The organism is Acidovorax sp. JMULE5, assembly GCF_013376875.1.
GTDB lineage: Bacteria > Pseudomonadota > Gammaproteobacteria > Burkholderiales > Burkholderiaceae_C > Acidovorax > Acidovorax facilis.
In genome coordinates this window covers 1894374-1909979 of record NZ_CP035951.1, presented here as the reverse complement: position 1 = coordinate 1909979, position 15606 = coordinate 1894374, and the positions used below count along the sequence as shown (strand labels likewise).

At 65.8% G+C, this 15606-nt stretch carries 12 protein-coding genes; 3 read left to right on the top strand and 9 right to left on the bottom strand.

The window, feature by feature from the left end:
- Positions 1–78: 78 nt before the first annotated feature.
- The 5 genes from EXV95_RS08560 to EXV95_RS08540 all read right to left on the bottom strand — a co-directional run bounded on the left by EXV95_RS08560 (position 79) and on the right by EXV95_RS08540 (position 7029).
- A complete protein-coding gene (locus EXV95_RS08560) occupies positions 79–2214 on the bottom strand; it encodes a TonB-dependent siderophore receptor (protein ID WP_176886516.1) in 2136 nt (711 codons plus the stop codon).
- A 156-nt stretch (positions 2215–2370) separates the two neighbouring features.
- Positions 2371–3108, bottom strand: coding sequence for a TonB-dependent receptor (locus EXV95_RS08555; RefSeq protein ID WP_176886515.1), 738 nt, complete (start codon positions 3106–3108; stop codon positions 2371–2373).
- A gap of 186 nt (positions 3109–3294) precedes the next feature.
- The gene (locus tag EXV95_RS08550; RefSeq protein WP_176886514.1) at positions 3295–5517 is read right to left on the bottom strand and encodes a TonB-dependent siderophore receptor; all 2223 of its coding nucleotides are present in this window, start codon (positions 5515–5517) and stop codon (positions 3295–3297) included.
- 25 nt (positions 5518–5542) lie between these two features.
- Positions 5543–5803 (bottom strand): hypothetical protein, encoded by a 261-nt coding sequence (locus tag EXV95_RS08545; protein ID WP_176886513.1) that lies wholly within the window; start codon positions 5801–5803, stop codon positions 5543–5545.
- A complete protein-coding gene (locus tag EXV95_RS08540; RefSeq protein ID WP_176886512.1) occupies positions 5800–7029 on the bottom strand; it encodes a PepSY domain-containing protein in 1230 nt (409 codons plus the stop codon). Before EXV95_RS08540 ends, EXV95_RS08545 begins: the two co-directional genes overlap by 4 nt.
- A 418-nt stretch (positions 7030–7447) precedes the next feature.
- Here EXV95_RS08540 and EXV95_RS08535 point away from each other — a divergent pair, with 418 nt between their 5' ends.
- The 3 genes from EXV95_RS08535 (at position 7448) to EXV95_RS08525 (ending at position 10326) form a co-directional block, all read left to right on the top strand.
- Positions 7448–8041, top strand: a complete 594-nt coding sequence (locus tag EXV95_RS08535) for a nucleotidyltransferase family protein (RefSeq protein WP_370460226.1) — start codon at positions 7448–7450, stop codon at positions 8039–8041.
- Between the two features lie 165 nt (positions 8042–8206).
- Entirely contained in the window at positions 8207–8674 is a 468-nt protein-coding gene (locus EXV95_RS08530; protein ID WP_255484966.1) for a GNAT family N-acetyltransferase, read from the top strand.
- An 845-nt stretch (positions 8675–9519) separates the two neighbouring features.
- Positions 9520–10326, top strand: a complete 807-nt coding sequence (locus tag EXV95_RS08525) for a hypothetical protein (protein ID WP_176886510.1) — start codon at positions 9520–9522, stop codon at positions 10324–10326.
- A gap of 423 nt (positions 10327–10749) precedes the next feature.
- Here EXV95_RS08525 and EXV95_RS08520 read toward each other — a convergent pair whose 3' ends face one another.
- The 4 genes from EXV95_RS08520 to EXV95_RS08505 form a co-directional block, all read right to left on the bottom strand.
- Positions 10750–12927 carry a TonB-dependent siderophore receptor gene (locus tag EXV95_RS08520; protein ID WP_176886509.1) on the bottom strand — a complete coding sequence of 726 codons (2178 nt, stop codon included), beginning with the start codon at positions 12925–12927 and terminating at the stop codon, positions 10750–10752.
- A gap of 171 nt (positions 12928–13098) precedes the next feature.
- A complete protein-coding gene (locus EXV95_RS08515; protein ID WP_176886508.1) occupies positions 13099–13434 on the bottom strand; it encodes a DUF3325 domain-containing protein in 336 nt (111 codons plus the stop codon).
- Between the two features lie 3 nt (positions 13435–13437).
- On the bottom strand, positions 13438–15222 hold the full coding sequence (locus EXV95_RS08510) for a PepSY-associated TM helix domain-containing protein (protein ID WP_176886507.1): 1785 nt from the start codon (positions 15220–15222) through the stop codon (positions 13438–13440).
- Positions 15201–15509: a DUF3649 domain-containing protein gene (locus EXV95_RS08505; RefSeq protein WP_176886506.1), complete on the bottom strand. Its 309-nt coding sequence runs from the start codon at positions 15507–15509 to the stop codon at positions 15201–15203. Before EXV95_RS08505 ends, EXV95_RS08510 begins: the two co-directional genes overlap by 22 nt.
- Between the last annotated feature and the right edge of the window lie 97 nt (positions 15510–15606).

Genomic DNA, 15606 nt, shown 5'->3' with positions numbered 1-15606 from the left:
CAGGCACGGCGCGCGGCGTGGCTGGCGTGTCTTGCTTTTGGGGCTGGCGATGGACAGGCGCAGCCTTGGCGCCGGTCTTCAGAACGTGTAGTCCAGCGACACCTGCAGGCTGCGTGGCGTGCCCGGCACCACGGCGCCAAAACCGGCGGCGGTGGTGGTGCCATCCAGGTAGTAGCGGCGATTGCCCGCGTTCTTCAGGTTGGCCTGCAGCCGCACGCCACCCGCAAATTGGTAGCCCACGGCCAGGTCCACCACGGTGTAGGCGGGCAGGCGCCACTTGTTGTCGTTGGCGATGAACTTGTCGCCCTGGTGCACCAGGCCACCACCCACCCACAGGCCGGGCAGCTGGGGCAGGCGGTACTGCGTCCACAGCGATGCGTTGCGGCGCGTGGCCAGCGCAACGCGGTTGCCCACGTTGGCACCGGCCGTGGTGTCGGCCAGTACCTTGGGGGCGTGGAAGCTGGCGTTGGCCGTCACCGTCCAGCCGGGGGTGATGCGGCCCTGCAGCTCCAGCTCGATGCCCTTGATGCGCTGGCGCGCGGTGAGCACCGAGTAGCCGGGGTGCGCCGGGTCGGTGGCGGGGGCGTTGGTCAGCTCCAGGTCAAAGGCAGAGACGGTGGTCATCAGGCGTTGGTTCAGCCATTCCTGCTTCCAGCCCACTTCCAGCTGCTTGCCTTCCGAGGGCGGGGCCGACTGCGCACCCCACACCAGCGTGCCCGAGTTGGCCTGGAACGAGCGCGCATGGCTGGCATACAGCATGGTGCCGGGGCGAGGCTCCCAGCTGATCGCCGCGCTCGGCTGTGTCTTGCTCACGTCGGTGACGGGCGTGGTGTAGGCGTCTTTGAAGCGGTCGTGGCGCAGGCCCAGCAGCAGGCCGAAATCGCCCAGCACCATGCGGTCTTGCACAAACACGCCGGTATTGCGCGCGTCGGAGGAGAGCTTGCCCACGCCGGTGGAGGCCACCGGTGGCACCAGGCCTGAAACGGGGTTGTAGAGATCGATGGCGCCCAGGGTGCCCGTGGTGCGCGCGCCATAGAAGCCCGCAATCGCGCGCCAGTCCAGGCCCGCCAGCACCGTGTGCTTGACCGCGCCGGTCTGCAGCTGCGCGCGCAGTTCGGCCAGAGCCGTGTCCGACGTGTATTTTTGCCCCGGCGCCATCCAGTAGCCGCGCGCCACCCGGCCGTTGGTCACCGGGCCCATGGGCGACACGATGTTCACGTTGCGAAAGGTCTCGTTGCGCGACAGGTGCACGCGGCCTTCCAGCTGGTCCGAAAAGCGGTGCTGCAGCTCGGTGGAATAAAAGCGCAGATGGCCATCGGTTTTCAACCAGGGCTCGCCGTAGAACGCGCCCACCGGCAGCACGTCCGCGCTGCGTGGATTCTTGGGGTCGGGCACGGCCAAACCGGAGGTCGAAGTGCCGTCGATGCTTTGGGTCTCGGCCTGCGCACGCCAGACGGTGTCGGGCGTGATCTGCCACTCCAGGCTGCCCGCCACGCCCTGTTTGCGCGGGGTGTTGCCGTCCACAAAACTGCCGCCCCGGCTGGCGCCGCCGTCCAGGCGGTAGCGCAGCGTGCCGTCGGTGTTTAGCGGGCCGGTCAGGTCAAACTCGGCACTGCGCCAGCCATGGCTGCCTGCGCCGATCTTCACGGTGCGCAACGCTTCGGCCTGGGGCCGCTTGCTCACGTAGTTGACGAGGCCGCCGGGCGCGACCTGGCCAAACTCCAGGGCGGCCGGGCCCTTGATGACTTCCACCCGCTCGATGTTGAACAGCGGTGGGTCCAGCAGGTGGATGAACTTGGCGCCGTCGCGCAGGAAGTTGTAGGTGTTGTTGGCCCACAGCCCCCGGATGGAGAACTGCGAGTACGAGCCGTAGTACTCGCTGCGCGACGACACGCCCGAGGCATTGCGCAGCACATCGCGCTCGGTGGTGGCCATCTGCTGCTCCAGCAGCGCGTTGTCGATCACGCTGACCGAGCGCGGCGTCTCCAGCACCGACAGGCCCAGGCGCGAGCTGCTTTGCGCCCGCCGTGCGGGCGTGGCGGCTTCGCCTGCCGTGGAGTCGATGACATCGACCTGGCGCAAGGAGGGGGCGGCTGCTGGAGCGTCGGAGGGTATAGGTGCGGGTGCTGTGCTGTTCTGCGCGAACGCGGTGCCGCACACAGCCAGCAGCGCGGCGTGCGCCACAGCGGTGCGCAAGAGATTGGGGTAAATCATGGCGCTATCGGATTAATAGCTGTCGGCGCTTGTTGGTAAAGCGCTACAGCCCGTTTTTGTTGATATGAATGCCGACCGCCCGGGCGTGCCAAGGCAGCGCCACGCGCCGCGAGAGGGCGGTGGCTTGTGGTTAGGAGCCTGTGCGGCAGCCGGGGCTCAGTGGGCCTTGGGCGGCTCGGGCAGGGCAGGCGACGCCATGCCGTCGGCCAGCACAAAGGTGAGCGTGGTCACGTAGCTGGCTTCGCCGTACTTCTCGCCTTGCACTTCGCCGGGGGTCTTGTCGCTGTGCTTTACCTCGGCCACGTACTGGCCCTTCCAGGGGGTGACGAAGGTCACCGTGCCGTCTTCACCCGCCTCGGCTTCGCGCGTCCAGCCCGACGGGGCGGCCAGCTGCACCTTGGCCTTGGGCAGCGGCGCACCCTTGTAGACCACCTTCAGCTCGCCGGGCTTGCCGGTGGGCACCAGGTCCAGCGGCGCGGTGGGTGCCACGGGCTTGGCCAGGCTGGCCACCCAGCGGGCCGAGGGCTGCCAGATCATGGCAGGCAGGTTGCGCTTGCTGCGGTCGATCAGCGGGTAGCTGGCGGCGGCGAACAGCGTGTCGGGCGTTCCCGTGGTGGCGTAGACAAATGCGTCTTTGGCGAGCTGGCCTTCCACGCGCTGGGCGGCGGCACCCGCGCGTTGTTGTTCCAGTGCGGGCACACCCTTGAACTGGTCCAGCCGGCCGGGCGAGGTCTCGCGCAGGTTCTCGTTGAACTCGCCAAAGTGCAGGCGTGCCTGGCCGCCAGCGTTTTCGAGCCAGACCTGGTGGGCATGGGCAGAGTTCACCGCGGTGAGGGCGGCGCAGGCCAGCAGGGCGGACAGCAGCGGGGCTTGGAGGCGTTGGTTCGAGGACATGGACGTTTTCCTTTCGGTGGTTTTAGTGACAGCAAAAACAGCGGAGCGCAGTGCTCCACACCCCCGGCGCTACAGGGGAAAAATACTCATTTTTTGATAGCTGCCTGCGCTTGTTGGATAAGCGCTGGGTGGCTTTTTGGCCCTGAAACGGGTCTTGGCAATGCCTGTGTGGCGCGGGGTGCCGCTCTAGAAGTCCACGCTCACGCTCAGCGACAAGGTGCGCGGCGCACCCACCACCAGGTAGCCCGAGCCGGGGTAGCCGCCGACTGAGGCCCAGTAGTTGCGGTTGGTCAGGTTGTCGATGCGGGCGCGCAGTGTGACGAGCTTGCCTTGCACTTCCGTCATATAGCGGGCACCCACGTCGAGCCGGTTCCAGCCGGGCACGCGCAGGGTGTTGGTGGCGTTGGCATAGCTGGCGCCGGTGTGCACCCAGCGGCCGTCCACGGCCAGGCCCGGCACGCCGGGCACGTCCCATTCCGCCCCCAGGTTGGCTTGCAGCTTGGGCACACCGATGACGCGCTGGCCGTCGGTGGCGGCAGCGCCGGTGGTCAGCTGCTTGGCATCCAGCCAGGTCAGGCCGCCCAGCAGACGCAGGCCCTTGGTGGCCTCGCCTTGCACGGCCAGCTCGATGCCCTGGTGGCGGTCCTTGCCGCTGGTGCTGAAGAGGTTGGCCGTGTTCAAAAACGCACGCGGCTTGGTGGTGGAGAACAGCGCCACGCTGCCGCCCACGCGGCCGGCGTCAAATTTGATTCCCACTTCCTTTTGTTTGGAGACATACGGCGCCAGCATCTCGCCACGGTTGGTAGCCGTGCTGGGCGCGGTCTGGCCCTGGCTCAGGCCTTCCACATAGTTGGCATACACCGACAGGCTTTTGTCCACCTTGTAGACAGCGGCCAGCAGCGGGCTGGTGCGGCTCTGGTCGTAGCGGTCGGTATGCAGCGCGGTGCCGTAGTCGTAATTGGCGATCTCCATCTTCTGATGGCGCAAGCCCACGGTGAAGAGCATGCGGTTGTCCATGAACGCCATCGTGTCGCCCAGCGCAACGCTGGTCAGGCGCGTGCTGCCGGTGCGCAGGGGATTGGCCAGGTCGCCGCCAAACAGGGTGTTTGCGCTGAAGCCCGGCAGGCTGGTGGCTATGGGGTTGTAAAGATTGGTGGCGTGCGTGTTGCGCCAATCCATGGCGTAGGCGTTCTTCTTTTCGAAGTCGTAGTGCGACGCCACCGCCACCCATTCATGCCCCGCGCTGCCGGTCTGCAGCTTGCCACGCAGGCCCAGCTCGCCGGTGTTCACGCTGTCCTTGCGGGTGTTGTCAAAGCGGTAGGTGGTGGCGGCGCCGCTGGCGGCGTTGGTCACCGTGAGGTTGGCCAGTGAATTGGCTTCTTCGCCACGGCGCGCGCCCGCCGCAGCCCAGGCCGTGGTGCTGGGCGACAGGTCCCACTCGCCACGCAGCGTGCCGAACACATCGCGCTCGTTCGAGTAGCTCCAGGGCTGGGCAAAGTTGGTCTGGTTGTCGGGCACGCTCGGCACCGTGGTCACAGCGCTGCCGAGCGTGACGTTGGTGCGGGTGTTCTTGAGCTTGTGGTCCTGCCAGCCGATATCGCCCGACAGGCGCACGTCACGGCTGCGCCAGTCCAGGCCCACGGCCAGCAGGCCGAGCTGCACGTCTTCGTGGTCCACCGCCGTACCGCCATTGCGGGCAGCAGCATTCACGCGGATGCCAGTATTGCCATCCGGGCCGAAGCGGCGGGCAATGTCGGCCGCCACCTGCGTCTGGCCGCCGCTGGCCACGCCAAAGGTCACGCGGTTCAAAGGCTCGTTGGGCGCGCGCTTGGGCAGCAGGTTGATGCTGCCGCCCAGGCCGCCGCCGTTGGGGCTGGCGCCATTCAAAAAGGCCGATGCGCCGCGCAGCACCTCCACACGCTCAAACAGCTCGGTGGCGATGTACTGGCGCGGCAGCAAGCTGTACAGGCCGTTGTAGGCCGTGTCGTCCGAATCGAGGATGAACCCCCGGATGAAGAACGCCTCCTGAAAATTGCCAAAGCCACGTGCCACGCGCACCGTGGGGTCGTTCTGCAGCACATCGCCCACGCTGCGGGCATGGCGGTCCTGGATCAGTTCGTTGGTGTAGCTGGTGATGGAAAACGGCGTGTCCATCGCGTCCTTGGTGCCCAGGATGCCCGCACGGCCCCCACGGGCCACCTGGCCGCCGGGGTAGGCGGGCGACAGGCCTTGCGCCGATGCGTCGGCGCTGGCGTTCACGATGACGGTGGACAGGGTTTTGCCGTCGGGCTCGGTGACGCTGGTCGTCGCTTGCGCCCAAGCGGCAGGCGCGCCCAGTGTGAAGAGCAGGGCGGCGGCCAGTGCGGCTGGGGTCAGGGCAGGGCGGCGAGGGGAATGGGAATTGCGCATGGCGTGCTGAAGGTGCGGGGAATGTTCAGAGTGGCGTGGCGTTGGCGTTGGTGCCCGCTTCGTCGGCATCGGTGTGGGGTTTGTCATGGGCGCGTTGCGCAGTGGCCTTTGGCGTGGTGCGCGGCCAGCAGGTCCAGCCCATCACCGCCACCGGAATGCCCAGACCCACCCACGACCACCAGTCGCCCCAGGTGTCGGACACCAGTGCCGTGATGAGGCCGGTGGTGGTCAGCACACCCATCACGATGGGCCAGCCCCACAGCGACCAGAAAGGGCTTTGCTTCATGCGCGGCCCTCCGTGCTTGGCAGCGTGCCGCCAGTGCGTGCGGCAGCCGTTGGCGGCAAGCCGGTGTGGCCTTGCACGGTGGCTTCCGCCGTGGTGGTGCTGATACTGACGTTGTTCGCGCTGCCCACCTGCACACCTTTGCGCAGCCACAGGTACAACCCGCTGCCCAGCACCACGATGGTGGCAACGTCGAGCAGCGCCCAGATGATCTTCATTGGCATGCCGCCGTAGTCGCCAAAGTGCAGCGGCTGCGAGACCAGCAGCGCAGTCAGGTACCACGGCAGCTGGGGCGCTGCAGTGACCTGCGCCGTGCGCGCATCCACCAGCACGGGCTTGAGCAGGCGCGAGGTGAGCGGCTCGTTGCCACGCAGAAAAAACGTGTTGTGGTGCGGGCTGGAGAACGCTGTGCCCGGGAACGCAATGAACGACAGCTTGGTGCCCGGCGCCTGGGCCTGCGCCACCTCCAGCGCTTGTTGCAGCGGCCCGCGCTCTGCGGCGGGCACGATGGGCTGGCCCTCATAGGGCTTGAGCAGCACTGACAGCTGGTCGTACTGCCAGTACTTGATGAGCAGATCGGCCCACGTATTGATCATGCCCGTGCCGCCCACCACAAACGCCCACACCAGCGTGACGATGCCCAGCAGGTTGTGCAGGTCCAGCCACTTCACGCGGGTCGAGCGATCACGCCGCACCTCGCCAAACGCGAGCTTGCGCATGAACGGCGCATACAGCACCACCCCCGTGACGATGGCCACCAGCAGCAGCAAGCCCATGAAACCCAGAAACAGCTTGCCCGGCAGCCCCGCAAACAGGTCCACATGCAGCTTGAACATCACGTACATGAAACCCTCGTCAAACCGTGGCTGCGCCAGCACCTGGCCCGTGCGCGCATCCACCGCCACGGAGCGGAAATCGTCCGTGGGCGCCGGTGTGGGTGTGAGCGTGACAAACCACACGTTGTCATCGTCCTCCGCGTGCGACGCGAACTGCACCACACGATCCGGATGCAGCGCATGCGCGGTAGCCAGCACCTTGTCGAGGCTGGCGCGCGGCGTGTTGGCGGGCATCGCAGGCGCCTCCACCTCGGTGCCTAGCAGGTGGCCAATTTCGTGGTGAAAGATCAGCGGCAGGCCGGTGATGCACAGCAGCAGCATGAAGACGGTGCACACCAGGCTGGACCACTTGTGGGTCCAGCTCCAGCGGCGCAGGGCGGTGGGGCTCAGCATGGTGTGAGGGCGGGGCGGGAGGGGCTGCGCTGGCGCACACCCACCTGGCCAGCCCACGGCGCGAGGGCGCTCATGGCGGCAGCAGACGGTGCGAAGAGGAAGAAGTGGTTCAAGCCTGACAACCCGAAAACATCGAAGGACGGTGGGTGCTGGCTGCAGCCTTAGAGCAGGTCTAAGGGGGAGGCTGTGGCTTGCGGAAACTGAATTTTACATTGCAAATGGGAATTGTTTGTATTTGTGGTGATGTTGTGATTCAGGCGGTTGCGAAAACCGCAAGTAGATGGTGCAGAAAAGTGATTCGAGAGGCTGGATGAACCCTCTGCAGAGCTGGCGGTCGGTGGCCTCTGCGCAAGGGCTAAAGTGCTACGTTCTGCAAGAACCGTGCACCAGACATTGCCGCCTCATTTTCAGTGGAGCCATGCACCGAAACGAAATTTCACGACAGGAGCTTGAACGGCGGCTTGTAGCCATGGTGCGCTCTTCAAGCCACTTGATGGCAGCGCTGTTGGCAGTCCGCTCTCTTGGATTGGACTCTTGGTGCATCGGCGCTGGCGCCGTGCGGTCTCTGGTGTGGGATGCTCTCCATGGCTTTGAAACCCCCTCGGTGCTTGAGGATGTCGATGTCGTCCACTTTGACCGCAAAACTTTCGGCCCGGAGCAAGATGCCCACCTCGAAAGCCGCCTTCGCGCGCTCATGCCGACGGTGCAATGGGAAGTCACCAACCAAGCCACGGTGCATCAATGGTTCGCCAGCAACCTGGGGCAGGCGGTGCTTCCTCTTGGGTCCCTCGAAGAAGGCGTGGCAACCTGGCCAGAGTTCGCGACCTGTGTTGGCGTCTACCTGAGCGATGACGAATCGATAGGTGTTGTTGCCCCCCATGGGCTGGACGATCTGTTTGCGCTTCGCGTGCGGCACAGCCCACTCAGAGCGAGCTGCGCGGTCTACCGGCAACGTGTGGAATCGAAGCGGTTTGGCGAACGATGGCCGCTGCTTTCGATAGACGCATGTTGAAGCTGAGCCCCAAAGTTGGCCCAAGCACGCAACTTGGCTGCTGCCCAAGCTGGACGCCGTTTTCAGCATGGCTCCATGTCAAAATATTCCGCTCCGTCGAGCTTGTCTCGCAAGTTCTGCGGGATACGGCGAGCTAGCCGTCACAACGAGCACTGGAGGCCCAACTTGGACCTGATCGTCCGTCAAGCACTTGCAGGCGATGCTCCTGCCGCACGCCAATGCGTCGTAGAGGCCTTCAGCCCTTACATTGCCAGGATCGGCAGGCCTCCCGCGCCGATGCTGCTCGACTTTCACGCACACACCCAGGACGGTCATATCTGGGTCGCGGAATACGAGAACGTGATTGTTGGCACCCTCGTTCAGTATGAAACCGCAGAGGGCTTTTACATCGACACTGTTGCCGCCGTCCCTCATCTGCGCGGCCACGGGGTCGGCAGGGAGTTGCTCAAGTTTGCCGAGCACGAGGCGCTGCGTCGCGGCTTCGAGAGCTTGTACTTGTGCACGAATTCCAAGATGGTCGAGAACCAGGCCCTCTACACGAAGATTGGCTACGTCGAGTACGAGCGCAAGCACATGGCGGGCTACGACAGAATCTTCTATAGAAAATCCCTTCAAGCTACAAAAGGAAGTTGACGAGACTTGGTAGTTCCCATCGTGGCACTTTGGTGCCGCACCCCGCAATTGCGCGCATAGCTCAGGGCGGGAGGTCGTTTTCAGTCGTTAGATGGCGCAAATCCCGTCCAAGTGCATATCAATGTCGAAATCACGCTGGCTCCTCGTTCTTTGGCTAGGCCTCTCGGTGTGCGCTGGAGTTTTTCTGTGGCAAGGGCAACCCGAAGGTCTACTGCGCTGGCTGCTTCTCGCGATGTTTGGTCCACCCGCCTATCTCTTGCTCAGCGCGGCCGGAGAGTTCTTGGGGTTTGCCTACTCCCGTTTGCCAGGTATCCGCCACGCGAACGAGTTTGTTGAGCGAAGAACCAAAGAGCAGCCGATCTCGGGGCTTCGCATACTGTGGTATCTCGTTTCTGCGCTTGTTTTCGTCGCTCTAGTCGCCGCAGTCTCGTGAGTAGTCCGCGCGCATTCCTAGCCAACAGTGAATGCCACACAACAATCCATCTGTCGGTAAGCAGCAGGGCCGGTGGGTGCATTCTGGCGTGAGTGCAGGCACCTTGCCCAGCGCATCGACGGCTGCGGTAGGCAGCTGTGTGGACGTGGTTGTGGCCAGTGACTTCGTCATGCGGCCGTCCGGCCAGGCGTAGCCGGTGCTCACCTCCCAGGGGCCGGGAAGGCGGCCGCTGGTGGTCAGCTCCAGGCCACCGTGCGCTGCGTGCCCGCCAGCGAGCGTAGCTTCCGAGCACGCCGCACACTGGGCTCGGGCGGGCGGTTCACCCCCCGTGAAAGGCGCCCATTGCACCGGGTGTTCTGTTAACCTGCTCCGACGCGTGTTTCGTCACGAAATGCCGTCACGGAGGTGATTCATGCGCAGATATGTATGGGCTTGTTTTGCACTGTTGGTCTCTTCGCTGGCGGGCTGCGGCACAGTGGCGGTCGACCTGACGGCGGTTGAGTCGGCCCGGTTCCTGCATGAGGACAACCGCCACAACCTCGCCTGCGATATACCTGTCCCGTGGGGCATCATCAGCCGTGGGTCGCTCGATGGCGCTTTGCCCGATCCCAGGACATTGCCGCGCGAACTCCCGCAGGCGGGCTTTCGCACCGGCTACGTGCGTGGGCCCGATCCTGTCCCGTGCGAGCGGCAGGTCTACCTGCGCACCGACACCGTTTTCCAGTTCGACTTTCGGGATTTTCTGACTCGGTTTCGACCCGATCAGATCCAGTTGGCCATGCTCTCGATCGATGAGGTCCCCACCGAGCACGATGTGTTGATCCGGTTCGCCGAGCCCTGGCTGGACAGCGGCACTCTCGAAGGTTTCACGCGTGTTGACAGCACGAGCGTGCCCTTCCAGGTAAAAGCTGTTCGGTCCCGCTGGGCGCCCATGCCCAGCGACGCGGCCGCTGCCGTACAAGGGCGTCCAGAGATCGTCCCATTGCCGGACGTGTCGCGGGGGCGCAGTCAGTTTTCCGTCCCGCTGTCGGGCGGAGCAACGCCAACCTATCTGGTGACCGAGGAGGTGCTCGGCTTTCTCGCGCCGACGGCAGGTGGCGCACAGAGGTTCGGATTCGCCATAGAGCCGGCGCCTGGCCGGTACCTTCAACGGTACAAGCGGTTCAACGAAGTCAAGGCCGCGTTTCGAGTTCGCCTGAGGTTGCTGGTCAGACCCTGAGGTCAGTTTTCTTCGACTTCTTCCTCCGGCACACAGGTCGTCAGTGGACGGATACATCGCCCGTACCAACGCAATGCTTCCTCTAGGAGTGTGGGCGGCAGAAGGCATCGAAGCGAAACGTGCGAAAACCGAGGATCGCGTGGTGTTACCGACAAGCCCAGGGTGGGCCCCTGGGCGCAGGAGGTAGTACCGTGCGAGACCGGTTTATCGCGCGTTGCAGCCGATGCTCCTTCTGCCGCCCACACTCCTAGCTGCTTGCCGTTGACCACCGGGTAGTCCACTCCAGTGGCGCTCAGCATTCGCATGACGCTTCTCCTTCTAAGCATTTTTTGCTATTAATTGTATAGCTGCTGGCGCTTGTCTATCAAGCGCTAGCAGCCAAAAATGCTTCAAACTGATGTGCGAGCGCCTGCAGACCCAGCGTCAGAACCGCGTGCGCAGCGTCACCTGCACAGCGCGCGGCGAGCCGGGCAGGATCAGGTTGTCGTTGCTGCCGTGGGCCGACACGTAGTACTTGCGGTTGGCCAGGTTCTTGATGTTCACGTCCACATCCCACTGGCCCAGCGTGTACTGCAGGGCCGCGTCCAGCGTGGTGTAGCCGGGCAGGGTGACCAGATTGGTCAGCGAGGTGAAGCGCGCACCCACATAGTTCACGCCGCCGCCCACGCGCAGGCCGTGGCCCAGGTCTTTCATGGCCCAGAGGAAGGCGGAGTTGCGCGGCGTGAGTGCGGGCACCTTGCCTTGGGCGGCGATGGCGGCGGTGGGCAGCTGTGTGGATGTGGTGGTGGCCAGTGACTTCGTCATGCGGCCGTCCAGCCAGGCGTAGCCGGTGCTCACGTCCCAGCGGCCGGGCAGGCGGCCGTTGGCGGTCAGCTCCAGGCCGTTGGTGCGCTGGGTGCCCACGTTGATCTGGCGCCCAGGGTTGGCGGGGTCGGTGTTCTTGATGTTGGTGCGCTCCAGGTTGAAGAGCGCGCCAGTGACATTGAGGCGGCCGTCCAGCAGGTCGAGCTTGACGCCGATTTCCTTGTTCTCGGTGATCTCTGGTTCGGCGCTGGTGTTGTTGGCGGCCAGCGCAAACGCTTCGGCCGAGGGCTGGAAGGATTTGCTGTACGACACGTAGTACGACACCACATCGCTCGGCTGCCACACCAGGCCCGCGCGAGGGCTGAATTTTTTGTCGGTGCGCGATAGCGTTGCGAGCTTGCGGTCGAACGCGGTCTCTTGCCCGAAGACGTCGTAGCGGGCGCCCACCAGCGCCTTCCATTGGGGCGCCAGCGTGATCTGGTTTTGCCAGTACAGCGCGGCTGTGTCTTGCGTGGTGTGGCTGGGGATGGCGCTGTCGGCGTTGTAGTTGGCCGCTGGGATGGCGGGGGCAGGGCGGTTGCCGGGGTTGAAGAGTGGCACGCGGTCTGCGCCACCGGTGACGGACTCAGAACGTTTCTTTTGCTGGCCCAGTTCCACACCCATCAGCCATTCCTGTTTGAAGCCGCCCAGCTGGTTGCGCCACGTCACGTCGGTCTGGTTGAAGAAGCCTTTTTCGTCGCGCAGGATGAACGAGCGCGTGCGGCCCACCGTCAGGTTCACCGGGTCGGTGGTGCCGCCGGGCAAGGTGTTGTAACGGTCCAGCGCGTAGTCGTACAGGCGCGTGACGTTGCGCACCGACCAGTCGTCGTTGAAGCGGTGGTTCAGCGTGGCCGCGAACGACTGCATGGTGCTGGTGGTGGTGTCGTCCTGCGCGGCGGTGCTGGAGCCGTAGTAGGTGCTGGCGGGCACGTTGACGGGGCGGCCGTTGAGCGCAGGGATACCGAAGTCCGTCAGCCGCTTGTCGCGCGCGTTGGTGTACTGCAGCAGCAGGTCAGTCTGCGCCGCGAGCTTGAGCGCGAGCGACGGCGCGAAGTTGTGGCGCTTGACGAACTGCTGGTCGCGGTAGCTGCCGGAGTCCTCCACGGCGGCGTTGATTCGGAAGGCGGCGGTATCGCTGATGCCCACATTCACGTCGGCCGTGGCGCGGCGGTAGTCGAAATTGCCCAGGCCCAGCGATGCCTCGCCCGAGGTCTCGCCAAACTTGGGCTTCTTGGTCACGCGGTTGATCAGGCCGCCCGACGATCCGCGCCCGTACAGCACGGCGGCGGGGCCCTTGAGCACTTCCACACGCTCGATGTCGGCCAGGTCGCGGAAGTACAGCGCGTCGTCGCGCACGCCATCCACAAACTGGTCGGCAATGGCGGTGAAGCCACGGATCACCACCTGGTCGCGCTGGCCGTCGCCGTGGCTCATGGCCACGCCGGGCACGTTGCGCAGCGCGTCTTCCATGGAGCGCGCGCCTTGGTCGCGCAGGAGCTGCGCGGGCACCACGTTCACGGCTTGGGGCACATCGCGCAGCGGCGCGCTGCCCTTGGTGGCCGTGCTGGCGGCGGCGGGCGAATAGCCGTCGTCGTCCGCGCTGGATTGCACGGTGACCTCGCCCAGCGTCTGCGGCGTGGTCTGCGCAACTGCAGCAGGCGGCGCCGTCGTCTGCGCCAGTGCCGTGCCACACAGCGTGGCAAGCAGGGCGGCCACCAGCGGGTGGAGGCGATAGGGGGTTGGTGTGTAAGCGTGCATGGTTTTCCTTGGAGTGAGCGCAACGCGGTTGGCGAAAAGCCCTGAACCCCATCGCCTGGCGCGTGCCGCGAAGGCCCGCTGTCTGGGATGTGGTGGGGCCGTGAAAACAGAAAAGCGAGTTCGAGCCCGAGCGGGCTCAGCGCACGGCTGCGGGAGCGTGGAGCCTGGCCATCACCACCCCAGCGCCCGCGCCAGCAAGCCCGCCAGCAGGGCGGCGCCAGCCAGTTCGGGCGTGCGCCGGGGCTGCCAGGTGACGGTGGTCGTGACCGCCACGGCGGCCACCGACAGGGCCACGGTCCATGCCGTTACGCCCAGGGATGCAGGCACGACCCCTGGCGGGTGCGCCGCTGCCAGCCACAGCGAAAGCACCAGCAGCAGCCAGCCAGAGCGGCGCAACGCCACCAGGCGGCGCACGGCGCCTTCCTGACCCAGGGCGTCTTCGTGGTGGCGGTCCATGCCCAGCGCAATGGCCGACCAGGCGGCAAAGCACAGAAGAAAGGCAGACATGGCTCAGGCTCCCGAGGTGGAGGTTTCGGCGGGCGCCACGGGCACCGACGGGGCAGGTCGCGCGGGTCGCGCACTCCGTGCAGGCGCACCGCGCCGGGGCGTGCGACCAGGGCGCACACGCCACGCCAGCCAGCCCAGCAGCAGCCCGGTGGCCAAAAACGACAGGTCCATGCTGGCCCACACCCATTCGCGCGCGGGCAGGCTCACGCCCAGGTGGGTGTGTGTGGTAAACGCGTTGATCAGCGGCAGCGCGGCCCACACCAGGCCCGCAGCGGCCAGCGGCACCGTCCAGCCCAGGCGGTGCGGGCGCACCACCGCGCAGGCCAGCGCCCACAGCAGCGTGATGCCCCAGGCGCTGAAGAACCAGGCCAGCTCTGCATCCGCACGGCCCTCGATGCCCACAGGGATCAGGCGGTTGGCGGCCAGGTACACGCCACAGGCCAGCGGCAGCCCGGCCAGTGTCGCGATGTTGATGCCAGCCACCAGGCGCTCGCCAAACGGCGCTTTGGGGTGCGCAGCGGGCGCGTTGCTGGTTATGTTGCTGGTCGTTTTGGCCGCCCCTTGGCGGCTGGCCTGTGTCTGCGACTTGGCGCTGCGCTTGACCGACCACAGCACCATGCCCGTGGCAATCATCAGGCTGCCCAGCACCCCAAAACCGAACAGCGCCCAGCGCAGGCCCACATCGGCAAACCGCGCCATGTGCAGGCCATACAGCACGCCATAGGTCTTGACGGCGGGGCTGGTGGCGTCGGCCTGGTCCAGCCACTCGCCGGTGGTGGCATCAAACAGCAGGCGCGGTGGGCGGTACTGCAGGCGGTCGCCTTCGTGGCGCGTTACCTCCACCACGGCGCGGCCGTTGGCATCGCGGCGCGCCTGCACGCTGCCGATGCGCCCGCCCTGCCAGCGGGCGGTGGCCGCGTCGATGACGGGCTGCAGGGTGATGGCGGGCAGGGGCTCCACCTTGTCGCCCGCACCCCGGCGGGGACGGCTTTCGGGCTTCTCGCCCTGCAGGTCGGCAAAGTACGCGTTGGAGTCCACGCCTTTCTCGTTCTTGTAGTTGGCGGCAATGCCTGCGGGCATGTACAGCGTGTGGAAGATCATCAGCCCGCTGAAGGTGATCATCAGATAGAACGGCAGCACCAGCACGCCGCTGACGTTGTGCGCATCCAGCCAGGCACGCTGCCCGCCCTTGGTGGGGCGGAAGGTGAAGAAGTCCTTGAAGATGCGCCGGTGTGTGATCACGCCGGTGATCAGCGCCACAAACATCAGCATCGTGGCCACGCCCACCACCCAGCGGCCTTGGATAGTCCAGCGGCCTTTTTGCGCGGTACGCAGCTCGAAGTGAAAGCGGTAGAAAAAATCACCGCCCATGGTCTGGCGCGCCTCGATGGGCTCGCCCGTCTGCGGGTTCATGCGCAGCGTTTCAAAGCGTCCGTTGCCGGTGCCGCGCCAGAGCATGTTGACAGCTGGGTCGCGGTCATCGGGCAGGTGCAGGATCCACTGGGTGACGTCGGGGGCCTTGCGCACCAGCGCGTCCACGGACTTCTGGGCCACCTGCGCATCGGCCGCGTCGGTGCGCGGCAGCCCGTGCATCTCGGGCCGCATCCACAGGTTGAACTCGTTCTTGAAGAACGACAGCGTGCCCGTGAGGAAGATCGCAAACAGCAGCCAGCCCAGGATGAGCCCTGCCCAGGTGTGCAGCCACGACATCGCCTGGCGAAAGCCTTCGCGGTCGGCGCTCTTGCGCACGGTGGAGGTCGCTGTTGTCACGGCGTGCCCCTCATCCATTGCGGCGCCATGGCGCACGCGCCCAGTGCCAGGGCGGGCAGCAGTGTGCCGCCCCAGGCGCCCCAGGCCGTGCGCGCATAAAACGCCCATCCCGCCGCCATGGCATAGGCCAGCCAGGCCAGCATGGTGGCGGTCAGCACGGCCTCCACGCGCGGCATCCACAGCGCCAACACCAGCGAAAGCGCAGCGGTGAACCCTGCCGCCAGCGCATAGCCGCCAGCGATGGCCGCCATGGCGCGGGAGGTGATGACCAGGCGGTAGCGCCAGTCAACGCGGGCCGCCTTCATGGCCGACCTGCGGCGGCACCCAGGGCGGTGCGGCCTTCAAAAAAGGAGAGAAGCAGAACTCCTGCAGGGCAGGGGCTGGCGGTGCTGCGCGGCATCA

Coding starts and splice junctions, on each gene's coding strand:
- EXV95_RS08525 (WP_176886510.1), top strand. CDS start 9,520: ATGCGCAGATATGTATGGGCTTGTTTTGCACTGTTGGTCTCTTCGCTG.
- EXV95_RS08555 (WP_176886515.1), bottom strand. CDS start 3,108: ATGTCCTCGAACCAACGCCTCCAAGCCCCGCTGCTGTCCGCCCTGCTG.
- EXV95_RS08515 (WP_176886508.1), bottom strand. CDS start 13,434: ATGTCTGCCTTTCTTCTGTGCTTTGCCGCCTGGTCGGCCATTGCGCTG.
- EXV95_RS08510 (WP_176886507.1), bottom strand. CDS start 15,222: ATGGATGAGGGGCACGCCGTGACAACAGCGACCTCCACCGTGCGCAAG.
- EXV95_RS08550 (WP_176886514.1), bottom strand. CDS start 5,517: ATGCGCAATTCCCATTCCCCTCGCCGCCCTGCCCTGACCCCAGCCGCA.
- EXV95_RS08540 (WP_176886512.1), bottom strand. CDS start 7,029: ATGCTGAGCCCCACCGCCCTGCGCCGCTGGAGCTGGACCCACAAGTGG.
- EXV95_RS08545 (WP_176886513.1), bottom strand. CDS start 5,803: ATGAAGCAAAGCCCTTTCTGGTCGCTGTGGGGCTGGCCCATCGTGATG.
- EXV95_RS08535 (WP_370460226.1), top strand. CDS start 7,448: ATGCACCGAAACGAAATTTCACGACAGGAGCTTGAACGGCGGCTTGTA.
- EXV95_RS08520 (WP_176886509.1), bottom strand. CDS start 12,927: ATGCACGCTTACACACCAACCCCCTATCGCCTCCACCCGCTGGTGGCC.
- EXV95_RS08505 (WP_176886506.1), bottom strand. CDS start 15,509: ATGAAGGCGGCCCGCGTTGACTGGCGCTACCGCCTGGTCATCACCTCC.
- EXV95_RS08560 (WP_176886516.1), bottom strand. CDS start 2,214: ATGATTTACCCCAATCTCTTGCGCACCGCTGTGGCGCACGCCGCGCTG.